15 protein-coding genes are annotated in these 18,881 nt (G+C 64.4%); 7 read left to right on the top strand and 8 right to left on the bottom strand.

What is annotated here, in order from left to right; all coding sequences use genetic code 11:
- Positions 1-61 precede the first annotated feature (61 nt).
- Both L6637_RS21955 and L6637_RS21950 read right to left on the bottom strand, forming a co-directional pair.
- Positions 62-583, bottom strand: a complete 522-nt coding sequence (locus tag L6637_RS21955) for an REP-associated tyrosine transposase (protein WP_237864574.1) — start codon at positions 581-583, stop codon at positions 62-64.
- Between the two features lie 80 nt (positions 584-663).
- Positions 664-1,599, bottom strand: a complete 936-nt coding sequence (locus tag L6637_RS21950; RefSeq protein ID WP_237864575.1) for a LysR family transcriptional regulator — start codon at positions 1,597-1,599, stop codon at positions 664-666.
- Between the two features lie 116 nt (positions 1,600-1,715).
- On the opposite strand from L6637_RS21950, the gene L6637_RS21945 reads away from it, so the two are divergent.
- From L6637_RS21945 to wrbA, 3 genes are read left to right on the top strand one after another with little or no spacing between them, the layout of a single operon-like run.
- Positions 1,716-2,468, top strand: a complete 753-nt coding sequence (locus L6637_RS21945; RefSeq protein WP_237864576.1) for an SDR family NAD(P)-dependent oxidoreductase — start codon at positions 1,716-1,718, stop codon at positions 2,466-2,468.
- A 36-nt stretch (positions 2,469-2,504) separates the two neighbouring features.
- A complete protein-coding gene (locus L6637_RS21940; protein ID WP_237864577.1) occupies positions 2,505-3,203 on the top strand; it encodes a pirin family protein in 699 nt (232 codons plus the stop codon).
- 44 nt (positions 3,204-3,247) lie between these two features.
- The gene (gene wrbA, locus L6637_RS21935) at positions 3,248-3,847 is read left to right on the top strand and encodes an NAD(P)H:quinone oxidoreductase (protein WP_237864578.1); all 600 of its coding nucleotides are present in this window, start codon (positions 3,248-3,250) and stop codon (positions 3,845-3,847) included.
- 262 nt (positions 3,848-4,109) lie between these two features.
- Here the strand turns inward: wrbA and L6637_RS21930 are convergent, their stop codons facing one another.
- The 4 genes from L6637_RS21930 to L6637_RS21915 form a co-directional block, all read right to left on the bottom strand.
- Positions 4,110-4,994 (bottom strand): protein-L-isoaspartate O-methyltransferase family protein, encoded by an 885-nt coding sequence (locus L6637_RS21930; protein ID WP_237871975.1) that lies wholly within the window; start codon positions 4,992-4,994, stop codon positions 4,110-4,112.
- Positions 4,995-5,069: 75 nt separating this feature from the next.
- Positions 5,070-6,212, bottom strand: coding sequence for a GNAT family N-acetyltransferase (locus L6637_RS21925; RefSeq protein ID WP_237864580.1), 1,143 nt, complete (start codon positions 6,210-6,212; stop codon positions 5,070-5,072).
- 134 nt (positions 6,213-6,346) lie between these two features.
- Positions 6,347-7,699, bottom strand: a complete 1,353-nt coding sequence (locus L6637_RS21920) for an O-antigen ligase family protein (RefSeq protein WP_237864581.1) — start codon at positions 7,697-7,699, stop codon at positions 6,347-6,349.
- Positions 7,700-7,750: 51 nt separating this feature from the next.
- Positions 7,751-8,818 (bottom strand): glycosyltransferase family 1 protein, encoded by a 1,068-nt coding sequence (locus L6637_RS21915; protein WP_237864582.1) that lies wholly within the window; start codon positions 8,816-8,818, stop codon positions 7,751-7,753.
- Positions 8,819-9,050: 232 nt separating this feature from the next.
- Here L6637_RS21915 and L6637_RS21910 point away from each other — a divergent pair, with 232 nt between their 5' ends.
- Complete coding sequence (locus tag L6637_RS21910; protein ID WP_377803072.1) at positions 9,051-10,022, top strand: glycosyltransferase; 972 nt, start codon at positions 9,051-9,053, stop codon at positions 10,020-10,022.
- A gap of 18 nt (positions 10,023-10,040) precedes the next feature.
- On the opposite strand, the gene L6637_RS21905 is transcribed toward L6637_RS21910, so the two are convergent.
- Positions 10,041-11,069, bottom strand: coding sequence for a glycosyltransferase family 2 protein (locus L6637_RS21905; protein ID WP_237864583.1), 1,029 nt, complete (start codon positions 11,067-11,069; stop codon positions 10,041-10,043).
- Between the two features lie 392 nt (positions 11,070-11,461).
- On the opposite strand from L6637_RS21905, the gene L6637_RS42415 reads away from it, so the two are divergent.
- The 3 genes from L6637_RS42415 (at position 11,462) to L6637_RS21895 (ending at position 14,982) form a co-directional block, all read left to right on the top strand.
- The gene (locus L6637_RS42415) at positions 11,462-11,596 is read left to right on the top strand and encodes a hypothetical protein (RefSeq protein ID WP_276575759.1); all 135 of its coding nucleotides are present in this window, start codon (positions 11,462-11,464) and stop codon (positions 11,594-11,596) included.
- 295 nt (positions 11,597-11,891) lie between these two features.
- A complete protein-coding gene (locus tag L6637_RS21900) occupies positions 11,892-14,183 on the top strand; it encodes a GumC family protein (RefSeq protein WP_237864584.1) in 2,292 nt (763 codons plus the stop codon).
- Positions 14,176-14,982: a WecB/TagA/CpsF family glycosyltransferase gene (locus L6637_RS21895; protein WP_237864585.1), complete on the top strand. Its 807-nt coding sequence runs from the start codon at positions 14,176-14,178 to the stop codon at positions 14,980-14,982. Before L6637_RS21900 ends, L6637_RS21895 begins: the two co-directional genes overlap by 8 nt.
- 39 nt (positions 14,983-15,021) lie before the next feature.
- On the opposite strand, the gene L6637_RS21890 is transcribed toward L6637_RS21895, so the two are convergent.
- On the bottom strand, positions 15,022-18,585 hold the full coding sequence (locus L6637_RS21890) for a bifunctional diguanylate cyclase/phosphodiesterase (RefSeq protein WP_237864586.1): 3,564 nt from the start codon (positions 18,583-18,585) through the stop codon (positions 15,022-15,024).
- Between the last annotated feature and the right edge of the window lie 296 nt (positions 18,586-18,881).

The raw sequence follows: 18,881 nt of genomic DNA, 5'->3' as shown, positions 1-18,881 counted from the left end.
ACCGTCATTGCGAGATTCCGTAGGGTGGGCAAAGGCGCGCTCTTCGCGCGCCGTGCCCGCGTCACTCGCCGAATTGCCCCGCAATATCCCGCATATCACCGCCCCAATCCACGGGAAGTGCTCCCTGCTTGACGTAGCGATGGAAACTGCTGAGAGACCAATCGCGCACCGGCGTCACGAGGCCATGTTTCACTGGGTTGAAATGAATGTAATCAACGTGTCGTTCCAGATCCGCGTCATCGCGAATTGCATGCTCCCAATAGCGGCGCTGCCAAATGCCCTTCTCGCGCTTCTTCAATTTGCTCATCGAAGGCGCGACAGCCTGTAAGCCCCGCGAGAATCCGCCCTTGATCAGATTCCAACGCGATGAAAAGTCGACGTCGCCCTCCGGCAGCGTCCAGATCGCATGGAGATGGTCCGGCAGAATACAGATTGCGATCGTCTCGAATGGCTGGCGCTCAAAGACGGTTCGGTACATTCGTCTCAGGCGATCAGCTTGATCGACGAGCAGCGTGCTCGACCTGTCTTCGAGCACAACGGTGAAGAAGAACGTCCTCCCTCGTACGCGCCGATATCGAGACACTCGCGATCCCCCCGAGCAAAGACGTGGGCACGCTTCGCTTTGCCCACCCTACGATAGCTGCTCTGAGGATACAGTAGTAGCTAACCGGTTTTGCCACCCTTCTTCGGCTTCCGCTTGCACGTCCCCGGCAGCTTCGCGGCAAGAAATTCGCCGAGCGCCTCGACTCGCGCGGGCCTCGGGCCGCCGGGTGGGGTGACGAGGTGCACGGCGCCTTCGGCCTGCTTCCAGTCTTTCAGGATCACTTCGACGGCGCCGGAAGAGATGGCATCGCCGACGATGAACTCAGGTAGCTCCGCGATGCCGAGGCCTGATAGGAGCGACGGCATCAGCGCTTCGCCGTTGTTGACGCGAAGCAGGCCGCCGGGGCGGACGCTGGCCTGCTCGCCGGCGGAATTGGTGTAGTGCCAGATATTGGGCGTCGAGAGATAGGCGTAGCTGAAGCATTTGTGCTGGGCGAGATGCATCGGATGCGTCGGGCGGCCGTGCTTCTTCAGATAGGACGGCGCCGCGACCGTGAAGCGCGGCATGGTGAAGAGCCGCCGCGCGATCAGCGAGGAATCCGGCAGCCGCGCGATCCGCACCGCCATGTCGAAACCTTCGCCGATCAGATCGACGGTGGCATCGCTCAAATGCAGATCGACCGAGACCTCCGGATAGGTCTCGAAAAACTCCGGCAACAGCGGCGCCACCGCCTTGATGCCGAACGTCATGGGCACCGCAAGCCGTACCAGGCCGCGCGGCGCCACCGATTGCGCCAGCGCCTCGTTCTCTGCGGCCTCACCATCAGCGAGCAGGCGCGTGGCGCGATCGGCGAGCTTGTGGCCGGCGTCGGTCAGCGCAAGGCGGCGCGAGGTGCGGTTGAACAGACGGGCGCCAAGCCGCTCCTCCAGGCGGGTGACCGCCTTGGACACCGTGGCCTTGGACATCGTGAGCTCGCTCGCGGCCCCGGCAAACGACCGTAATTCCACGACTTTTGCGAAAATCGCGAGCGCCTCGAAATCGGGGAGTTTGGCCATGGCGAGGGTCCGCAGGGTTATATTAGGAAACAATATGTTTCAACAGTTTCTATTTCTATACCACAGGCGGAGGCTTATCCAAGGCCCATCAGAAATTGACGGACTGGAGAAATCCAATGACCAAGAAGCTCTCAGGCAAGGTTGCCCTCGTCACCGGCGGCTCGCGCGGCATCGGCGCGGCCTCGGCCCGCGCGCTCGCCGATGAAGGCGCTGACGTCGCCATCAGCTACCTGGCTTCGCCGGACAAGGCCGAAGCTGTCGTCACCGAATTGAAGGCCCGCGGCGTCAAGGCTCGCGCCTTCAAGGCCGATCAAGCCTCGGCCAAGGACGTGACGAAGCTCGTCAACGACGTCGCCAGGGAATTCGGCCATCTCGACATCCTCGTCAACAATGCCGGCGTCGCCGCCGGCGGCGCGACCGACGATGCCAATGCGGATACCGGCGCGCTGGAACGGCAGGACCAGGTCAACGTTCACGGCGTGATCGCGGCGATCCGCGCCGCCTCGCGGTTGATGGGTGAAGGCGGCCGCATCGTCACCGTCGGCTCCATGCTCGCCGACCGTGCCACGTTCCCGGGCCTTGCCGACTACGTTGCCACCAAGGCGGCCGTCGTCGGCTACACCAAGGGCGCGGCACGCGACCTCGGCCCGCGCGGCATCACCGTCAACGTGGTGCAGCCCGGCTCGATCAACACCGACATGAATCCGGATGACGACCGCGATTTTGCCGAAGCGCAACGCAAGCAGCACGCGTTGCAGCGCTTCGGCCGCCCCGAGGAAGTCGCCGCCGGCGTCGTCTTCCTCGCAAGCCCGGAAGCCTCCTTCGTCACCGGCACCGTGCTCAATGTCGACGGCGGGTTCGGCGCCTGATCAAGGCGCCAACCTACTCACACAAGGACTATGCAAATGATCGAACTCAGACCTTTCGCAAAACTCGGCGGCGCCGATCACGGCTGGCTGAAAGCAAAACATCATTTCTCCTTCGCAAGTCACTATGACCCGAACAACATGGGCCACGGCGCCTTGCGGGTGTGGAACGACGACGAGATCGCGCCGAACACCGGCTTTCCCGCCCATCCCCACGCCAACATGGAGATCATCACCTATGTACGTGAGGGCGCGATCACCCATCAGGACAGCCTCGGCAACGAGGGCCGCACCGAGGCGGGCGACGTGCAGGTGATGAGTGCCGGCAGCGGCATCCGCCATTCCGAGTACAATCTCGAGCCGACCAGGACGCGGATCTTCCAGATCTGGATCGAGCCTGTGGCGCGCGGCGGACAGCCGACCTGGGGCTCAAAGCCGTTCCCCAAGGCTGATCGCTCAGGCAAGCTCGTCACCATCGCGAGCGGCATCGCTGAAGACACCGACGCGCTGCCGATCCGCGCCGATGCGCGGGTGCTTGCCACCACGCTGAAAGCCGGCGAGAGTGCGGAGTACGAACCGCAGAAGGCGCGGCACCTGTATCTGGTGCCGGCGGCAGGCGCGGTCGAGATCAACGGCGTGCGCGTCAATGCCCGCGACGGTGCCGCGATCCGCGACGAGAGCAAGCTGACAATCACGGCGCTGGAAGACTCCGAGCTCGTGCTCGTCGACGCCGCGTAACACCCAACAACGAGCCATCGCATCCAATCCCAACGGAGACCACCATGACCAAAGTTCTCGTCCTCTATTATTCCGCCTATGGCCATATCGAAGCGATGGCGAATGCCGTCGCGGAAGGTGCGCGCGAAACCGGCGCCACCGTCGACATCAAGCGCGTGCCTGAGCTGGTGCCGGCCGAAGTCGCGAAGGCCTCGTATTACAAGGTCGACCAGGCCGCCCCTGTCGCCAAGATCGAAGACCTCGCCAATTACGACGCGATCATCGTCGGCACCGGCACCCGCTTCGGCCGCATGGCCTCGCAGATGGCGAACTTTTTGGACCAGGCCGGCGGGCTCTGGGCCAAGGGCGCGCTGCACGGCAAGGTCGGCGGTGCCTTCACGTCGACCGCGACCCAGCATGGCGGCCAGGAGACGACGCTGTTCTCTATCATCACCAACCTCCTGCATTTCGGCATGGTGATCGTCGGCATGAACTATGGCTTTGCCGGCCAGATGAAGCTCGACGAGGTCACCGGCGGTGCGCCCTATGGCGCCACCACGATCACCGGCGGCGACGGCAGCCGCCAGCCCAGCGCCAATGAGCTGGCTGGCGCGCGCTATCAGGGCCGCCAGATCGCGGAGACCGCGAAGAAGCTGCACGGTTAAGCTTAAGCCTCACGATCTGCCGCATGGCAGATGCGACACAGGCGGCATTCTCTGACGGGAATGCCGCCCCATCTATGTGAGCAGCAACGACACGGCTCACGACACGCAGGACTTATTAGACGAATGGCTTTCGAACTTCTCTTGATTGCGCAGATGATCCGCAGGCCGGCCCAGGCTCTCGCGCGACGCTGGTATTGCCGCAGCCTGTTCCGAGCCTCGCGTGGACGTTTTCACTGCGCGGAGTGCACGGGATCGTAATCCCTCACGCCCGCGTGATGTCCGCGTGCGGTGGGATGCTGATATCAGGCGCAGATGCGGGCGCCGTTGAAAGCCACCAGCCGTCGCCGGCGAACCAGCAAGTCTCGTCCGGCGCATCCCCTCGCCGCAGCGACCGCACACTCTCCCAGCCCTTTGCAAACGCCTCGGCGAGCCGCCGGCCTGCCTCCGCATCCTGTAGTCCCGCGCAGCCGATGAACTGGGCCCGGCTCAGGAATTTCGCCGGCCAGGCCGCGCCCTGCTGCGGGCGCGTGATCATCAACATGCCGCCGAGCACGCCCGTCGGGGCCAGCGGAAACACCAGCCGGCCGCCGGGCCGCAACGCCTCCAGCCATTCGCTCGCCGGCTGCGCCGCGCCTGCGCAAACATAGATCACGTCGACATCAGGCAGATCGGAGGCAACGCCCGAGCGGTCACGCAGCTCGACATTGGCGATGTCCTTCAAATTCTCGCGCGCAAGCCCCGCAAGGTGCGCGTCGATCTCGTAGGCGTAGACGCGGCCGCTGGGCCCGGCAAGCTCGGCGAGGACCGCGGTGTAGTAGCCCGTGCCCGCGCCGATCTGGAGCACGGTCTCGCCCTCTTTGACACCGCAGCCGCTGAGCCAATGGGCGTGCGCACCGGGCATGCCGATGTTGATGCCCCGCGCCGGATCCAGCGCCAGCAGCGTATTCTGATAGAGGAAGGCGGGATCGTCATCCGGCGTCACGACATAGGGATGCCCGCCCAATGTGATCGACCATGGCCCGGGTCCGGCGAAGGGTTCGCGCCTCACATTGCGAAAGGCCTGTTCGAGACGAGGGTCCGTGACTCTGGCCGCGGCGCAGATCAGCTGCGCAAAGAACGCGCGATACTTGTCCGAACGATCGTGCATGTCGCCTCCTGGCTGAGGCGATCACGATAGCACAATTAACGCGATATTCGAGTGACCGCTGCAACCGGCGACGGTTCAGCGCGCCTTGCCCATGGCCCGCGCGGCCAGTGCGGCAAGCCTTGGATGACGGCGCAGTCCCTGCGCGGCATGGTCGCGCAAGACAAAGGGCAGCCCGCGCCATGACAGCGCGACGCTGACATCGGTCAGCGGCACCGGCTCGGCGCCGAAGCGGCGCTTGTAGTCGTGATTGCCGATGCTGAGATCGAAGCGCCGCACGCCTTGCGCATGCAGCGCCGCCATGGTGCGCTCGGTCACGAGCAGCCCCGGCGAGCAATTCGCCCACGGCTTGCCGGCATGGCCGATCCGCAGCAAGTAATAGGTCGCGCCGTATCTGACACCGAACGTGGTCGCGACGATGCCCTCGTCGCAGACCAGAGCCGAAATCACCGCATAGCCCTCCGCAACGCCCTGCCGGGCGACATCGCGATAGAAGCGGCCATGGACCGCGTCATTGAGGACGAACCGCAAGCCGAGCTGCTGCATGCGCTCCTGCTGCTGGATGTCGATCACGTCCAGAAGCTCGTGTGCGCGGGCAATGTCGGTGGCGATCTCGAACCGGGCGCCGGCATGGCGGCTGAACACGCGCCAGCAGCGCGGCATCTGCATGCGCTTGATCGAGGCCTGATAGTCCGCATAGTCGTCACCGGTCAGCACGAGATTGCCGTTGAGAGAGCAGGAGCCGGAGCGGCCGAGCGACACCAGCGGGTTCGGCTTGCCGCCGACATAGGCCGGCATCTTCTTGAAGCGAAGCAGGTCGAAACGATCGGGCAAGGCGCGCAGGCCGTCAACCAGCGCCGCGCTGATCGCCTCTGCGCCGGCCGCATCGAAACTCGCATCGCCAGCAACGATCGGAGCGTTGTTGTCGGAGACGCCGAGATCGGCAAACTCAACGATACGGATGCCGCGCCTGGTGTGGTTGAACATCGGCACGATGGCGATGTCCTTAGCTGTCGCCGCGTCGGTGATGACAGCGATCAGCGGCGCGACGCCGTGAAACGCGGCGTACCACGCGCCCAGCCAGTAACCATGTTGAAATGCGGTGCGATGTCCCGCGTTCAGGCGCAATGCAGCCTGCCGCCAGTCGCGCAGGAAATCGACTGAGATTCCCGACGTGCTGGATACCTGACCGTTTAGTTGCTCGACGCTGAGAAACGCCATTTGCGGGGCATACGGTTACTGAACACGTCCAGATAGATTATGTTTTGCCGCGGACTACAAGTTACGTCGCTGCTTATCGTTAAGCGGTTACCGTCAGCCTGCGCGCACGTGTTTCTTGCGGCTGCGACAAATTGTCAGCGATCGGGTTCCCTTTGCGCGACGCATTGGAACCTGGCCAGGAAGTGCAGCCCTGCGACCGCAAGCGCGAACATGAACCAGACCGGATTCTGGCGCTCGACCAGGAAGGTTTCGGTCGTTCCGAAGTAGAGCCCGAACAGCCAGATGGTCAGGAACAGCTTACCCAGCGCATTGCTGCGGTTGTGGGCCTGGACCTCCTGGAAATTGCGCAGTGGTGCGAGCACGAAGATGAGGATGACGAGTAGAAGGCCCGGCAGGCCGATCGTGACGGCAAGGTCGAGATAGCTGTTGTGGCTGTGCGCCGCAGTCACCGCCCATTCCGAGCCCTGGATGGTCTTCCCCTCCGCCGCGCCGTCCCAGAACGCCGCATAGCCATGACCGGTGATCGGCCTTTCCGCAACGGCTCCGAGCGCAAACTCCCAGATCTCGGACCGGCCCGTGAAGGTGGGGTCGATCGGAAGCGCCCGCGTGATGCTGCCGAGCACCGGGCTCACGACGCTGCCGACCGTCAGCAGGTTCATCACGATCAGCGGCGCGAAGCAGATGATCCGCTTCAGCCACAGGCTCCTGATAGCGTAGACCAGCGATGCCAGGGCATAGATCACAAGGCACAGCACCGACGACGTCTTGCCGCCGGTGAAGATCAGGAAGATGCCGGAAAGCAGCGCGATCGCCGGCCCCATCACGAAAGAGCCCATGGCCGACAGGTAAATGCCGACATAGACCAGGATGGACATCACGGGCGAAGCGATGTTCTTGTGGCCAAAGCTGCCACGCCAATCGCCGGCAAGCTGCGGCTCGGTGATGTCGAGCGCGGTGTGCATCGAATATTGCGGGGCCAGGACGACACCGAGATAGCACACCACCAGCAGCGCCAGCGCGGCGCCGCCGAGGCACAGATTGAAGCTTCGCTGCGTCGGCGGCAGCAGCGGCAGCAGGACGGCAAGCGTGGTTGCGCTGGCCGCGAGCACGAAGCGCTGAATCGAAATCTCGCGACTCTCGGAGAATGCGAGATTGATCATCATCCAGCCGATCAGGCAAAGATGCAGCGGCGTGACCAGGCTTCCGAGCGAGGGCGCGTCGGCCGTGAAGGTCAGCAGCACCGCGATCGCGGCCAGCAATCCGAACGAGATGTAGGTTGTTGCCAATCTTCCGCTGACCACGGTGGCAACGTCGGGATTGCGCAGATCGGGAAACGGATCGAGCGTGATCAGGACCAGCAGCAGGGCCGCGACAGCGACAAGGCAACGTGCCGCGTTCACGACGTTGAACTTCGCCAGCGCATCGCGCAGCGCCTGGCCCAGCGAGCGGGCCTCGACGTCAGTCATGTCTGCGGCGCTGCGATCCATGCCTCAAAGGCCTGACGGGACGATGGGGGACCCCAAAAGGTCAACCCGGGTCTAGCCCATCCCCGTTAACCATCCGTCAACCAGCACATCGGCAGCGGCAGGAACCCGGCTTTGCCGCGCGACGCTTCGCGCGATCTCGTAATATTGCAGCGCGCGCTGCTCCAGCGTCAGATTGTCCAGGATGTAGCCGCGCGGATCGAATTTGCCGGCGGTGCAGCCGGCCCAGAAATCGGTCCAGCGCTCCTCGAAGCCGGCGCGGTCAGTGAACTTGAGCCCGCAGCGATCATCCCAATAGGGCACCGACGAGACGGGCCCGAACTCGACCCGATGTGGATAATAGTCGGGGTCACGCCACGGGCCGCCGGGATCCCAGGCGAACACCGGCACGCCGCAGGACAGCGCCTGCTGATAGGCGATGCCCTGGCTCTCGTTCTGGCACAGGAAGATCATCGCGCGCGAGCGTGCCAGCGCGGACCTGTAATCCTCCTCCTGGTAGCTGCCGTAACGCAGCTCGGTGAAGGAGCGGCCTTCCTTCGTCAACCGGGCGCGCACTGCCTCGACCAGCTCCGGAACGTAGCGCTCGCGATCCAAGCTGATCTTGTCGTAGAGCAGAACGTCGACGGTCTTGTCGTGCGGGCGCGACGGCGCCCACTGATCCGTGTCGATGCCGACGGGCCAGGCTTCCGTCTCAGGCCAATGGGGCCTGTACATCTCGGCATACCACGGACCGGGCACCAGGAATTTCCGGACTGGAAGCCGCTTGAACAGGTCAGGATCGTCGAACGGATGGTTATAGGCGCAAACGCCAAGCAGGATCGGGTTCTTCCACGCAAACTTGTCGAGCAGGAAGGCGCGGCCGATGATGCAGGCGACTTCTTCCGGGTGCTGCGCGATGTAGCCGTAGTCGTTGACACGATAGCGGATGCCGAGCCGGTCAAGTCCGGCACAGAGATTAAGGAAGACGCGCAGCTGCCCGCTCATGCGCGGCTCACCGAACAGCATCTTGCGCGCCATGCGACGCAGATGGCGGTCGCCCGGAAACCAGCGATCGTCCTTGTCCTCATAGAACAGGTTGAGGATCATGTCGTCGGGATCGTAGTCGAACGTCTTTGCGGGCACTTTCATCCATCCGCGGCATCTGGGCCTGCAGTTTCGCACGAGACCGGCCATCGCACCTCTCGAAACCAGCGACAGACTTAACGCCACAGGCTTAACGCTAATCTACGAAACCGATGACTTGGGCCGCCTTCGCAACAACGATTTCGCTCTTATCCGGGTATCATCTGCGCGCGCCAGGACTGCGGCCGCAGGTCGCCTGGTTAACAGATCCTTAAACACGACGAGCCCCCGCTTGCCTCTCGCCGACGCCATGCTCGATGCACCGACCGCAGCACCAGTGGCGGCGGATGCGCGCGCGACGTCGCCGGTGGTGTCGGTTGTCATCCCCGCGAAGAATGCCGCGGCCTATATCGGCGAAGCCATCGAGAGCGCGCTCATGCAGGGCGGCGTCAGCGAGATCATCGTCGTCGACGATGGCTCGACCGACGGCACGGACGCAATCGTCGGCGCCATCCGCGATCCGCGGCTGCGCCTGATGCGGAACGACGCCAGCGGCGTGTCGGCAGCGCGCAACCTCGGCGCCCGCAACGCACGCGGGGACTGGCTGCTCTTCCTCGATGCGGATGATCGCCTGCGACCTGACGCGGTGACGACATTGCTGGCAACGGCCAGGACCGCGCCGCAGGCGGTGCTGGTCTATGGCGACTACAACACCATCGACAGCGCCGGGCGGACGATCGGCCACCGCGACCTGCTGAAAGGACGCCAAAAGCCTTCGGGCCACGTGCTGGAGCGGCTCGCCAGCGGCAATTTCATCGTCAACGGCGGCATCATGCTCGTCCGCCTTGATGCCTTCAGCGCTACCGGCGGCTTCGACGTTTCGCTGCGCTATTGCGAGGACTGGCACTGCTGGTGCCGGCTCGCCGCAGCAGGCGAGTTCGCCTATGTGCCAGAGCTACTGCTCGACTATCGGCTGCACACGGCCAATACGATGAATGCGGCAGTACGGACGCCGCAGGATTTCTTTCCGGCGGTGGCGCGCGTATTCGATGACGAACTCATCCTTGGCAAGCTGCCATCAGGGGCCGCAGCGCGGCTACGGCAGGCGGCCGAGATCCATCTCGTCACCTATGCTGCGACGCAGGCAGTCCGCTTCGGACGATATCGCGAGGCGCTTGCCTATCTCGGCATGGTCGGGCAGCGATCGCTCAAGGCAATGCCGCGGTCCGCGATCAAGATCGCGCTTTCCTATTTTGGGATCTAGCGTCTCGGCGCGAACGCGTCAGGAGACGATCTTCGAGGCCTCATAAGGCTTCGGATCGAAGCCGAATGCCGCAAGCGCGGACCCGACGGCCACCAGCAAGGGATGCATCGCCACGACGGCCCTCGATGACGTCAGCAGTCGGACCGAGCGCCCCAGAGACAGCGGCAGCCGTCCGAGCGTCTGCGCAAACAGGCGCGCCCGTGCCGCCGCACCGTGTGCGGCCTTGGATCGCGCACGGTAGTTGATCACCCCGATGCGCAGGCCCCGCCTGGCGATCCAGCCGAAGCTGGTGCGGCTTTGCGGCACGGTCTCGGTGATGATGGCTTCCGCGGTCCAGTGGAAGATCATGCCGGCATTGCGGCCGCGATAGAAGAAGTCGCAATCGCCGCCGCCGAGAAAATTGAATTGCAGGTCGAAGGCGGGGCTGCCGAGCCGGTCGAACGCGCCGCGCGTGATCAGGCAATTGCCGCAGCCATAGATCATCGGCACGGCCCCGGTGTAATCGTAGGCAGGACAGAAAGCGGGATGACGCGCGAGCCAGGGCCGGCTGTCATCGTCAAACACCGGCAGCACCGGTCCGCCGACAATGTCGGCGCCGGTCGCCTCCGCCGTGCGAACCATCAGCTCGAGCCAATCGGGCGAAGCGATCTCGTCGTCGTCGATCATCAGGAAGCGGGTCGCGGCGGGAAACACCGCCTGCGCCGTCTCGAACGCGGCGTTGATCGCCTGGCAATTGCCCTGCCGCTTCTCGACCAGACAGATGCCCTGGAGTTTGCCGTCGGCGAGGTATTCCGCAGCCACCGGCGCGCTCGCGCGCCCTGCCGCATCGTTCTCGACCATCACCACCGCGAAGGAGCGCGGCGTGCGCTGATCGACCAGCGAGTCCAGCGTCAGCCGCAGATGCTCGGGGCGCCGGAAACAGGGAATGCAGACGACGATGCCGACCGAGAGGTCGATGACGCGCGAACTCGCCACGATCTCCCTGAAGGGATCGCGCAACGTTTCCGAGATCCGGCGGGCGGACAAATCTGTCGGGATCAGCGTCATTGCATTCCAATGCCTGAGATATGTTGAAAAAGCCCTGCGTCCACTGTCCCGCGACGGCACGGCCGCGCGGGACAGAAGCGTCCCAGAACGAGCGGACCGCAAGGGCACTCAAACTGCACCGCGGACACAGATCTGTCGACGATGAGACGCTTCGTCATAGGTTTAACCGCTTTCGCGTGTTTTGCCCTGCAAATTCCCTTGTGTGTGATACTGCAATTCACAGTCCATCAGGCGTCAACGGATCAACATGGACAATGCCGTAGTTAACGTGGGGGCCGATTAACCCGCCTGTAAGCACCGTGATCGGTGACGTCCCGCGGCATCAGATTTGCTCTTCGAGATCGCGACACTTTTCCTGTAAATTTGAGTCGAACAAGCGCGGTTGGAAAACAATGAACGAGTCCGCCACGATCGATCTCGCGACAGCGACGCAACCGAAGCTCGAAGCGTTCGATGGCGCCGCCGTGCTGCCGCGTGGTACCGATCTCCGGCGCGGCGACCATTACGTCAATCTGCGGAGGCGCTGAGCCATGAGCGCGTTGACCGGCCGCCAAGTCAAGATGCCGGGCGCGTGCGCGCCGCTGGGCACGCATGGTAACGAACCGTTAATCACTGGGGGGCTGCCGGCACTGAGGCGGCACAACGTCGCGGCTAATGGCGGCCCGCGCTTAAACGCTTTGTTTGCCATTTCGGTGAATAGTCCCTCAATGAGTATGGTTAATTTTCCCTGTTGCGTTGATTGCGCGCCTATATCCCCGGTGCGAGGCGTAAAGCGAAGAGTAACCCCTCAGCCCGCGACCGTTGGAATGAAAGCTGGGGACTATGCTTGACTACAACCAGCCGATTGATCGGGCCAAAAATCCGACCGGGTCGGAAGTCCCGCAGCGGAGATCCGAGTCCAGCTTCAACGTGCTGGAGCTCGCCAACCTGCTGTGGCGGCGCAAGATCGCGATTGCCTCCGCGGCACTGATCGGCGCGTGCCTCGCCGTTGCTGCCGGCAAGAGCCTGACACCCCGCTACACCGCGACCTCCCAGCTCTATGTCGACCCGCGCGAGCTTCAGCTGGTCGATCGCGAGCTGACGCCGCGCGCGCAGGACGTCTCCGGCATGTCCATGCTGGTGGAGAGCCAGGCGCGCCTCATCACCTCCAACAGCGTGTTGCTGCAGGTGATCCAGCAGGCAGGTCTCGACAAGGATCCAGAATTCGGCGGCAGCGACGGCAAGACGCTGGCTTCGTCCCTGCTCGGCCTGATCGGCTTCCAGCTCCGCGCGCCCTCCGCTGCGGAAACCAAGGAGGTGCAGCTCGCCGCACTCGACGCGCTGAACAAGCACATCACCATCCGCAAGACCGAAAAGAGCTTCATCGTCGACATCGAGGTCTGGTCGACCGATCCGGCGAAGGCGGCGATGCTCGCCAACACCCTGACCAACACCTACCTCACGGAGTCCCGCAACTCCCAGGCCCTGGCGGCGCGGCGCGCCACCAGCGAATTGTCCGGCCGGCTGAAGGAGCTGCGCGAGCGGCTGCGCAATGCCGAGACCGCGCTTGCCACCTACAAGGCGCAGAACAATTTCGTCGGCACCCAGGATTCGTTGATCTCCGATCAGCAACTCTCCTCCAGCAACCAGCGGCTGTCAGCGGCCCGAGCGGCGACGATGGACGCACAAGCGCGGCTGGACCAGATCGAGGCAAACAAGCGGACCGCCGCGGATGCAGGCGCGATTCCCGAAGCGCTGCAATCGCCGACTATCGCCAATTTGCGCGCGCAATATGCCGATGCCCGCAAGAAATATGCGGAGCAGACCGCCGAGCTCGGCCCGCGCCACCCGGCGCTGCGGCAGACCGAGAAGCAGGTCGAGGATCTCAAGCGCACCATCAACGAAGAGATCGATCGCTTCGCACTGTCCGCCAAGAACGATCTGACCCGCGCCCGCGACTACGAAGCCTCACTCAACCGGGCGCTGGATGTGCAGAAGCGGCAGAGCGTGCAGCTCAGCCAGGCGGCCGTGCGCCTGCGCGAGCTCGAGCGCGAGGCCGACGCCAGCCGCGACGTCTATCAGTCCTTCCTCAAGCGCTCGCGCGAGACCGAGGAACAGGAAACCCTGAATACCTCGGCGGCACGCGTCATTGGCGAGGCCACCATACCGCAGCGCCGCTCGTTCCCGCCTGGCATGAGCCTGTTCGCGATGATCGGCTTCATGTTCGGTGGGCTTGCCGCCGCCTTCTGGTTCGTCGCGGCCGAGCATCTGTTCAATGGCGCGACCGCCCCCGAGCCGAACCGCCGCGAGCGTAACCCAGCGCCTGACGATGCCAAGCCCCAGATCGAGGCCGCCGCGCCTCCGCCCGCGCTTGCGCTGGTCGAGAAGCCAACGATCGCCCGGCTCCAGGAGGCCGACGTGATCCGCACGCTCGGCGCCATTCTTGCAACCGGCAGCGGCGTCGATCTGACCCGAATCGGCTGGCCGACGCTTCGCCCCGGATTTCCGTTGACGACCCTCCTCAACGCCCTGCGCGACATGCGTGCGGCGATAGCGCGCCTTACCGGCAGCAAGACGATGCAAGTGATCGCGCTCGTGGGGGCCGGCCAGACCACGGGGCGCAGTGTGTCCGCGCTGAATTTTGCGCTTGCCGCCGCGCGCGACGGCAGCCGCGTGCTGATGATCGATGCGGATCATCAAGCGCACGCGCTCTCGAGCAAGGTCAAGCGCCCAGGCAAGACCGAAGCCGGCAAGGCGGGCTGGCTCTCGATCGGCAGCAAGGCCGCGCGCGAGATCAAGACCGTGAACGGCATCTCGGTGCTGCCGGCGACCGAGAGCGATGCCGGCAAGGCAGCCGACGCCATCCGCAAGGCAATCGCGCAGGCGCGTGCGGCCGGCGGCTATGACCTCGTCGTTCTCGACGGCCCCGCGATGCCGCTCTCGGCTGCCGGCCGCAAGCTGCTCGATGGCACTGACGCGCTGGTAGCGGTGCTGCCGACCAGCCTCGACATCAACGACAGCATGGAAGAAATCCTGACCGCGCTCGGCACCGCCCAGCGCAAGCTCGTCGGCGTCGTGCTCGACGAGCTCCCCCCGGCGATCCAAACGCGCCAGCGAGGCAAACAATATGCTTGAGCGCCGCGTCAATCTTGAAGGTCGGGCCGCGACCGCCGACGTGCCCCGGATCACGATCGGCGGCCTGCGCATGGCCGCACTCGACCTGGAAGCAACCGCCGACTTCATGATCGAGGCGACCGATGAACGTCATCGCATCAGCCGCCCGCTGTATCTGACCTCTGCCAATGGCGAGGTGCTGGCGCGCTGTTCGACCGAGCCGCAGACCGAGCGTCTGTTCCGCGCCGCCGATCTGATCAATGCCGACGGGCAGCCGCTGGTGGCGGCCTCGAAGCTGCAGTCCTGGTTTCCATTGCCCGAGCGCGTGGCCACGACCGACCTGTTCCATGTCGTCGCGCGCAAGGCGGAGGTGACCGGTCGCACCTTCTACATGTTCGGCGCCAACGAGGAGGAGAACGCCGCGGCCGTCCGGCGTGTCCAGAACATGTATCCGAGGCTCAAGATCGTCGGACACAGTCATGGCTATCTCGATGGCGAAGCGCTGCGGGCCAAGGTCGACGAGATCAACGCGCTCGCGCCCGACTTCCTGTGGGTCGCGCTCGGCGTACCCAACGAGCAGGCCTTCGTCGAGGAATACACGCCGCTGCTCACCAATGTCGGCGTCATCAAGACGTCGGGCGGCCTGTTCAACTTCCTGTCGGGCAGCCGCTCCCGCGCGCCGCGATGGATGCAGAGGGTCGGGCTTGAATGGGCCTGGCGGACCTGGCTCGAGCCGCGCCGTCTGTTCTGGCGCTATATGACCACCAACCCCCGCGCGATCTATCTTCTGTTCAGCCGCAGACGGCCATTCAATCGCTAGGACGCGTAGCGCATCCACCCAGATCGCGTTGAGCAGCCGTCACACGACGGCGCGTTTCAACACCGGTCCCGCGTCGTCCACGGGCAGATCCGTCTCCGGCTGGAGCGGCGGCGCGATCGCCAACTCCATCGGCCGCAGCAGCTCGGCCATCTGCTTCGCCGGCAACGGCTTGGCGATCAGGAAGCCCTGCATCTCGTCGCAGCCATGGGTGCGCAGGAAGGCCTCCTGCTCGGCATTCTCGACGCCCTCGGCGACCACGGTCATGCCGAGCGCCTTGCCCATGCTGATGATGGCCTGTGCGATCGCCTGGTCCTCCGAATCCTGCGGCAGGTCGCGCACGAAGGAGCGGTCGATCTTGATCGTGTCGATCGGGAAATGCTTCATCAGCGACATCGACGAATAGCCGGTGCCGAAATCGTCGATCGCCAGGCGGATGCCGCGGCTCTGAATGGCATCGAGCACCTTCAGCGCCCGACCGACATTGCGCATCATCATGCTCTCGGTGACCTCGAGCTGGAGCAGCACCGGCGACATGCCGGAGGCCGCCAGAGCCTCGTCGACGTCCTGCAACAGATGCTCGTCGGCGAACTGGCGCGGCGACAAGTTCACCGCCATCGACAGCGGCAGCAGGCCGCAGCGCTGCCAAGTCATCGCCTGCGCGCAGGCTTCGTTCAGCACCCAGCGGCCAATCGGCACGATCAGGCCGGTCTCTTCCGCAAGCGGGATGAACTGCGCCGGCGAGACGCTGCCGAGATCGGGATGATTCCAGCGGAGCAGCGCTTCCACGCCGGTGATCTGCCCCGTCTCCATGTCGACCTTGGGCTGGTAGTTCAGCGAGAACTGCTCTCGTTCGAGCGCCCGGCGCAGTGCGCTTTCGAGCGACAAACGTTCGATCGATTGCGTCTTCACTTCGTTGGAGAAGAAGCGGTAGCCGTTCTTGCCGTCTTCCTTGGCGAGATACATCGCCATGTCGGCGTTCTTGGTCAACGTCTGTGCATCGGCGCCGTTGGCCGGATACATCGCGATGCCGATCGACGCCGTGGTGTGGCACTCGTGGCCGGCGAGCTCCATCGGCTCGGCGAGCGCGGCGAGCAGCCCGGTGGCGATGCGCTGGACATCGTCGATCTCGCCGCACTGATCGAGGATCACCACGAACTCGTCACCGCCGAGACGTGCCACGACGTCGCTGGCCCGCAGCGCGCCGCGCAAACGATTTGCCACTTCGAGCAGGAGCAAATCGCCGGCCTCGTGCCCGAGCGAATCGTTGATGACCTTGAAGCGGTCGAGATCGATGAACAGCAATGCGAAGCGGTGATCGTGGCGCTGAGCGTCGTCGATCGCTCCGCGCAGCAGCCCGTTGAAGGTCTCGCGGTTCGGCAAATCGGTCAGGCTGTCATGCGAGGCGAGGTATTCGATCCGCTCGTCGGCCTCGTTCTTCTCGTCGGCGCGATCGAAATTCTCCATCGCGAAGGAGACGTTGTCGGCGAGGCGATGCAGCAGCTCGACGAACTCGGATGTGAAGGTGTCCTGTTCCGTCGACATGTAGATCATGACGCCGACGGCCTTGTCGTGCGCGATCAGCGGAAATGCCGCGCCGGAGCGCGCGCCGTCGGCTCGGACGACGGCATGGAAGGCGCTCACACGGCTGTCGTTGACATAGTCGTTGCAGATGCAAGGCTGGCGCGTGCGGAACGCCGTTCCGCTCATGCCCTGCCCCTCGGGCCGGTCGGCGTCGACGGAGAGACGGACGTTGCGGGTGGTCTCGGCGGAAGGTCCCGCGGATGCGACGATCGCGAGCCGATCGCTGTCGGCACTGGCGAGCGCAATGGTCGTCGAAGTAAACTTGCCGCCGGTGGACGCGGCCCGGCACACGAGCTCGAACAGCTCGGTGCGGGACTTGGCGCGCACGATCGCTTCATTGGTGGCGCTCAGCGCCGCGAACATGCGCGTCAGGCGCTCCTTCTGCGCCTCGGCCCGCGCGCGTTCGTCGGCCCGATCGAAATTGTTGAGCGCAAAGGCGACATTGGCCTGCAGCCGCTGCAACAGCTCGACAAACTCCGGCGTGAACGTGCCGCGCTCCGGCGAGTTGAAAACGAATACGCCCTCGATACGGTCGCCGTTGAACAGCGGCAACGCCGCGGCGGACCCGATGCCGTTGCGACGGGCATTGGCCGCCCAGGGCTTGATCCGGTCGTCGGACAGCACGTCGTTGCTGATGCAGGGCTGGCGCGTACGGAAAGCCGTTCCGGTCAAACCGCGGCCTTCGGGCACCTGGTCGGAGGTCGAAAGCTTGAAGTTGCGAACTGAATCCGCGTTCGGACCGTAGCAGGCGGCGACGCGGAGCAGCTCGGCGTCGTGATCGACCAGCGCGATGGCCGCCGAGGTGAATTTTGCGCCCTTGGCGGTTGCCTCGCAGACGAGATCGAACAGCTCGGCACGGGAGTGCGCGCGCAGGATCGCCTCGTTGGTCGCGCTCAGCGCCGCATACATGCGCGCCAGGCGTTCCTCCTCCTCGGCGATCTGCGCTTTCTCGGCCTCACGGTCGAAATTGTCGATCGCGAAGCAGACATTCTCGGCGATGCGCAGCATCAAGCTGACGACTTCGTCGTCCTTGGCCCAGGACTGGCTGAGGAAGGCCAGGATGACGCCGATGCTTTGGCCATGCTTGACCAGGGGCGCCGCGATGAGGGCTGCAACGCCGGTGTTGACGTTCGGCTGCTCCCATGGCGTTCCCTTGGTGCGACGTGCGAGATCGCGCTCAATGATGGGCTTCTGCGTTCGAAACACTTCGCCGGAAATGCCGCGGCCGTAGGGATTCTCGGGATCGGTGGAGTAATGGGTCCGCGCCACGAGCTCCAGATTCTCGCCGGTGCCGGCGACGGGCTTCAGCCAATGCGAATCCGGCTCCTTCAGCAGGATGAAGGTCGCCAATGACTTGCCGCCGTGCACGGAAGCGTCGCACACGAGCTGATACAGCTCCTGCTCGTTTTTTGCCCGCAGGATGGCTTCATTGGTCGCGCTGAGCGCGCCGAACATGCGGTTGAGCCGCCGCGTCGTCCGCTCGCTGGCCTGCCGCGCGGTCTCGCGCGCAAAGTTCTCCAGCGCATAGGAGATGTTGGCCGACATGCGCTCGAACAGCGACACCATCTGCTCGGTCAACGAGCCGGCCTCGCTGCGGGTGACGAACAGCACGCCGACACTTTTGCCGTTGCACAGAAGCGGTAGCGCCGCCGCGGCGCCGATATTCGCCTTGGTCGCGCCTTCACGCCATGCCAGTGAGCGCGGATCGTTCAGATAGTCGTTGCTGATGCAGAGCTTCTGGCTGCGAAACGCTTCGCCCCCGACGCCCGAGCCCTCGGGCGCGCCAGCTTCGGTGGTGATCTTGAGCGAGCGCAGGCGCGCCACATCGTCGCCGCGCCCGGCGGCGAAATGCAAGTGCTGGCCCTCCGGCTCCACCAGGAACACGGCGACGGCCATGAAGTCTCCGCTCGAAAACCCGGCATCGCAGACCATCTGGTACAGCGCGTCCGGCGATTTCGCGTAGAGGATCGCTTCATTTATGGCGCTCAGCGCCGCAAAGGTGCGCGCGAGTGACGTCGACACGATCTCAACTCCCGGGCATTTCTGCCGATTTTTCCCGGGTGCTTTATGAATGGGGATCGCCTAAGTGGTCGTTATTGCGGCAGGGAAACCGCCAATCAGAGTGAACGAGCAGCGAATGACAGCTGAAGAACTCCCGGGAATACCGCCGCGCGGGAGGAATCTTCGACGAAAGGCGCGCACTGTTTACGAATTTGCAGCCCTGTATTGGTTTACGGAAGATTGATATCGCACTCCGGCTTTGAGACGATGGCACCCAACGAGCAGCCCGTGAAGGGCACGAAAGCCGAGGGAACGCC

Origin of the sequence: Bradyrhizobium zhengyangense, assembly GCF_022012435.1 — a bacterium.
Classification (GTDB): domain Bacteria; phylum Pseudomonadota; class Alphaproteobacteria; order Rhizobiales; family Xanthobacteraceae; genus Bradyrhizobium; species Bradyrhizobium zhengyangense.
The sequence above is the reverse complement of the archived record's forward strand: the minus strand, read 5'-3'. Positions and strand labels throughout refer to the sequence as shown.

Excerpts from the sequence above, each read along its gene's own strand:
- L6637_RS21905 (WP_237864583.1), bottom strand. The coding sequence starts at position 11,069 with ATGACGCTGATCCCGACAGATTTGTCCGCCCGCCGGATCTCGGAAACG.
- L6637_RS21900 (WP_237864584.1), top strand. The coding sequence starts at position 11,892 with ATGCTTGACTACAACCAGCCGATTGATCGGGCCAAAAATCCGACCGGG.
- L6637_RS21945 (WP_237864576.1), top strand. The coding sequence starts at position 1,716 with ATGACCAAGAAGCTCTCAGGCAAGGTTGCCCTCGTCACCGGCGGCTCG.
- L6637_RS21920 (WP_237864581.1), bottom strand. The coding sequence starts at position 7,699 with ATGGATCGCAGCGCCGCAGACATGACTGACGTCGAGGCCCGCTCGCTG.
- L6637_RS21940 (WP_237864577.1), top strand. The coding sequence starts at position 2,505 with ATGATCGAACTCAGACCTTTCGCAAAACTCGGCGGCGCCGATCACGGC.
- L6637_RS21950 (WP_237864575.1), bottom strand. The coding sequence starts at position 1,599 with ATGGCCAAACTCCCCGATTTCGAGGCGCTCGCGATTTTCGCAAAAGTC.
- L6637_RS21895 (WP_237864585.1), top strand. The coding sequence starts at position 14,176 with ATGCTTGAGCGCCGCGTCAATCTTGAAGGTCGGGCCGCGACCGCCGAC.
- L6637_RS42415 (WP_276575759.1), top strand. The coding sequence starts at position 11,462 with ATGAACGAGTCCGCCACGATCGATCTCGCGACAGCGACGCAACCGAAG.
- wrbA (WP_237864578.1), top strand. The coding sequence starts at position 3,248 with ATGACCAAAGTTCTCGTCCTCTATTATTCCGCCTATGGCCATATCGAA.
- L6637_RS21925 (WP_237864580.1), bottom strand. The coding sequence starts at position 6,212 with ATGGCGTTTCTCAGCGTCGAGCAACTAAACGGTCAGGTATCCAGCACG.
- L6637_RS21930 (WP_237871975.1), bottom strand. The coding sequence starts at position 4,994 with ATGCACGATCGTTCGGACAAGTATCGCGCGTTCTTTGCGCAGCTGATC.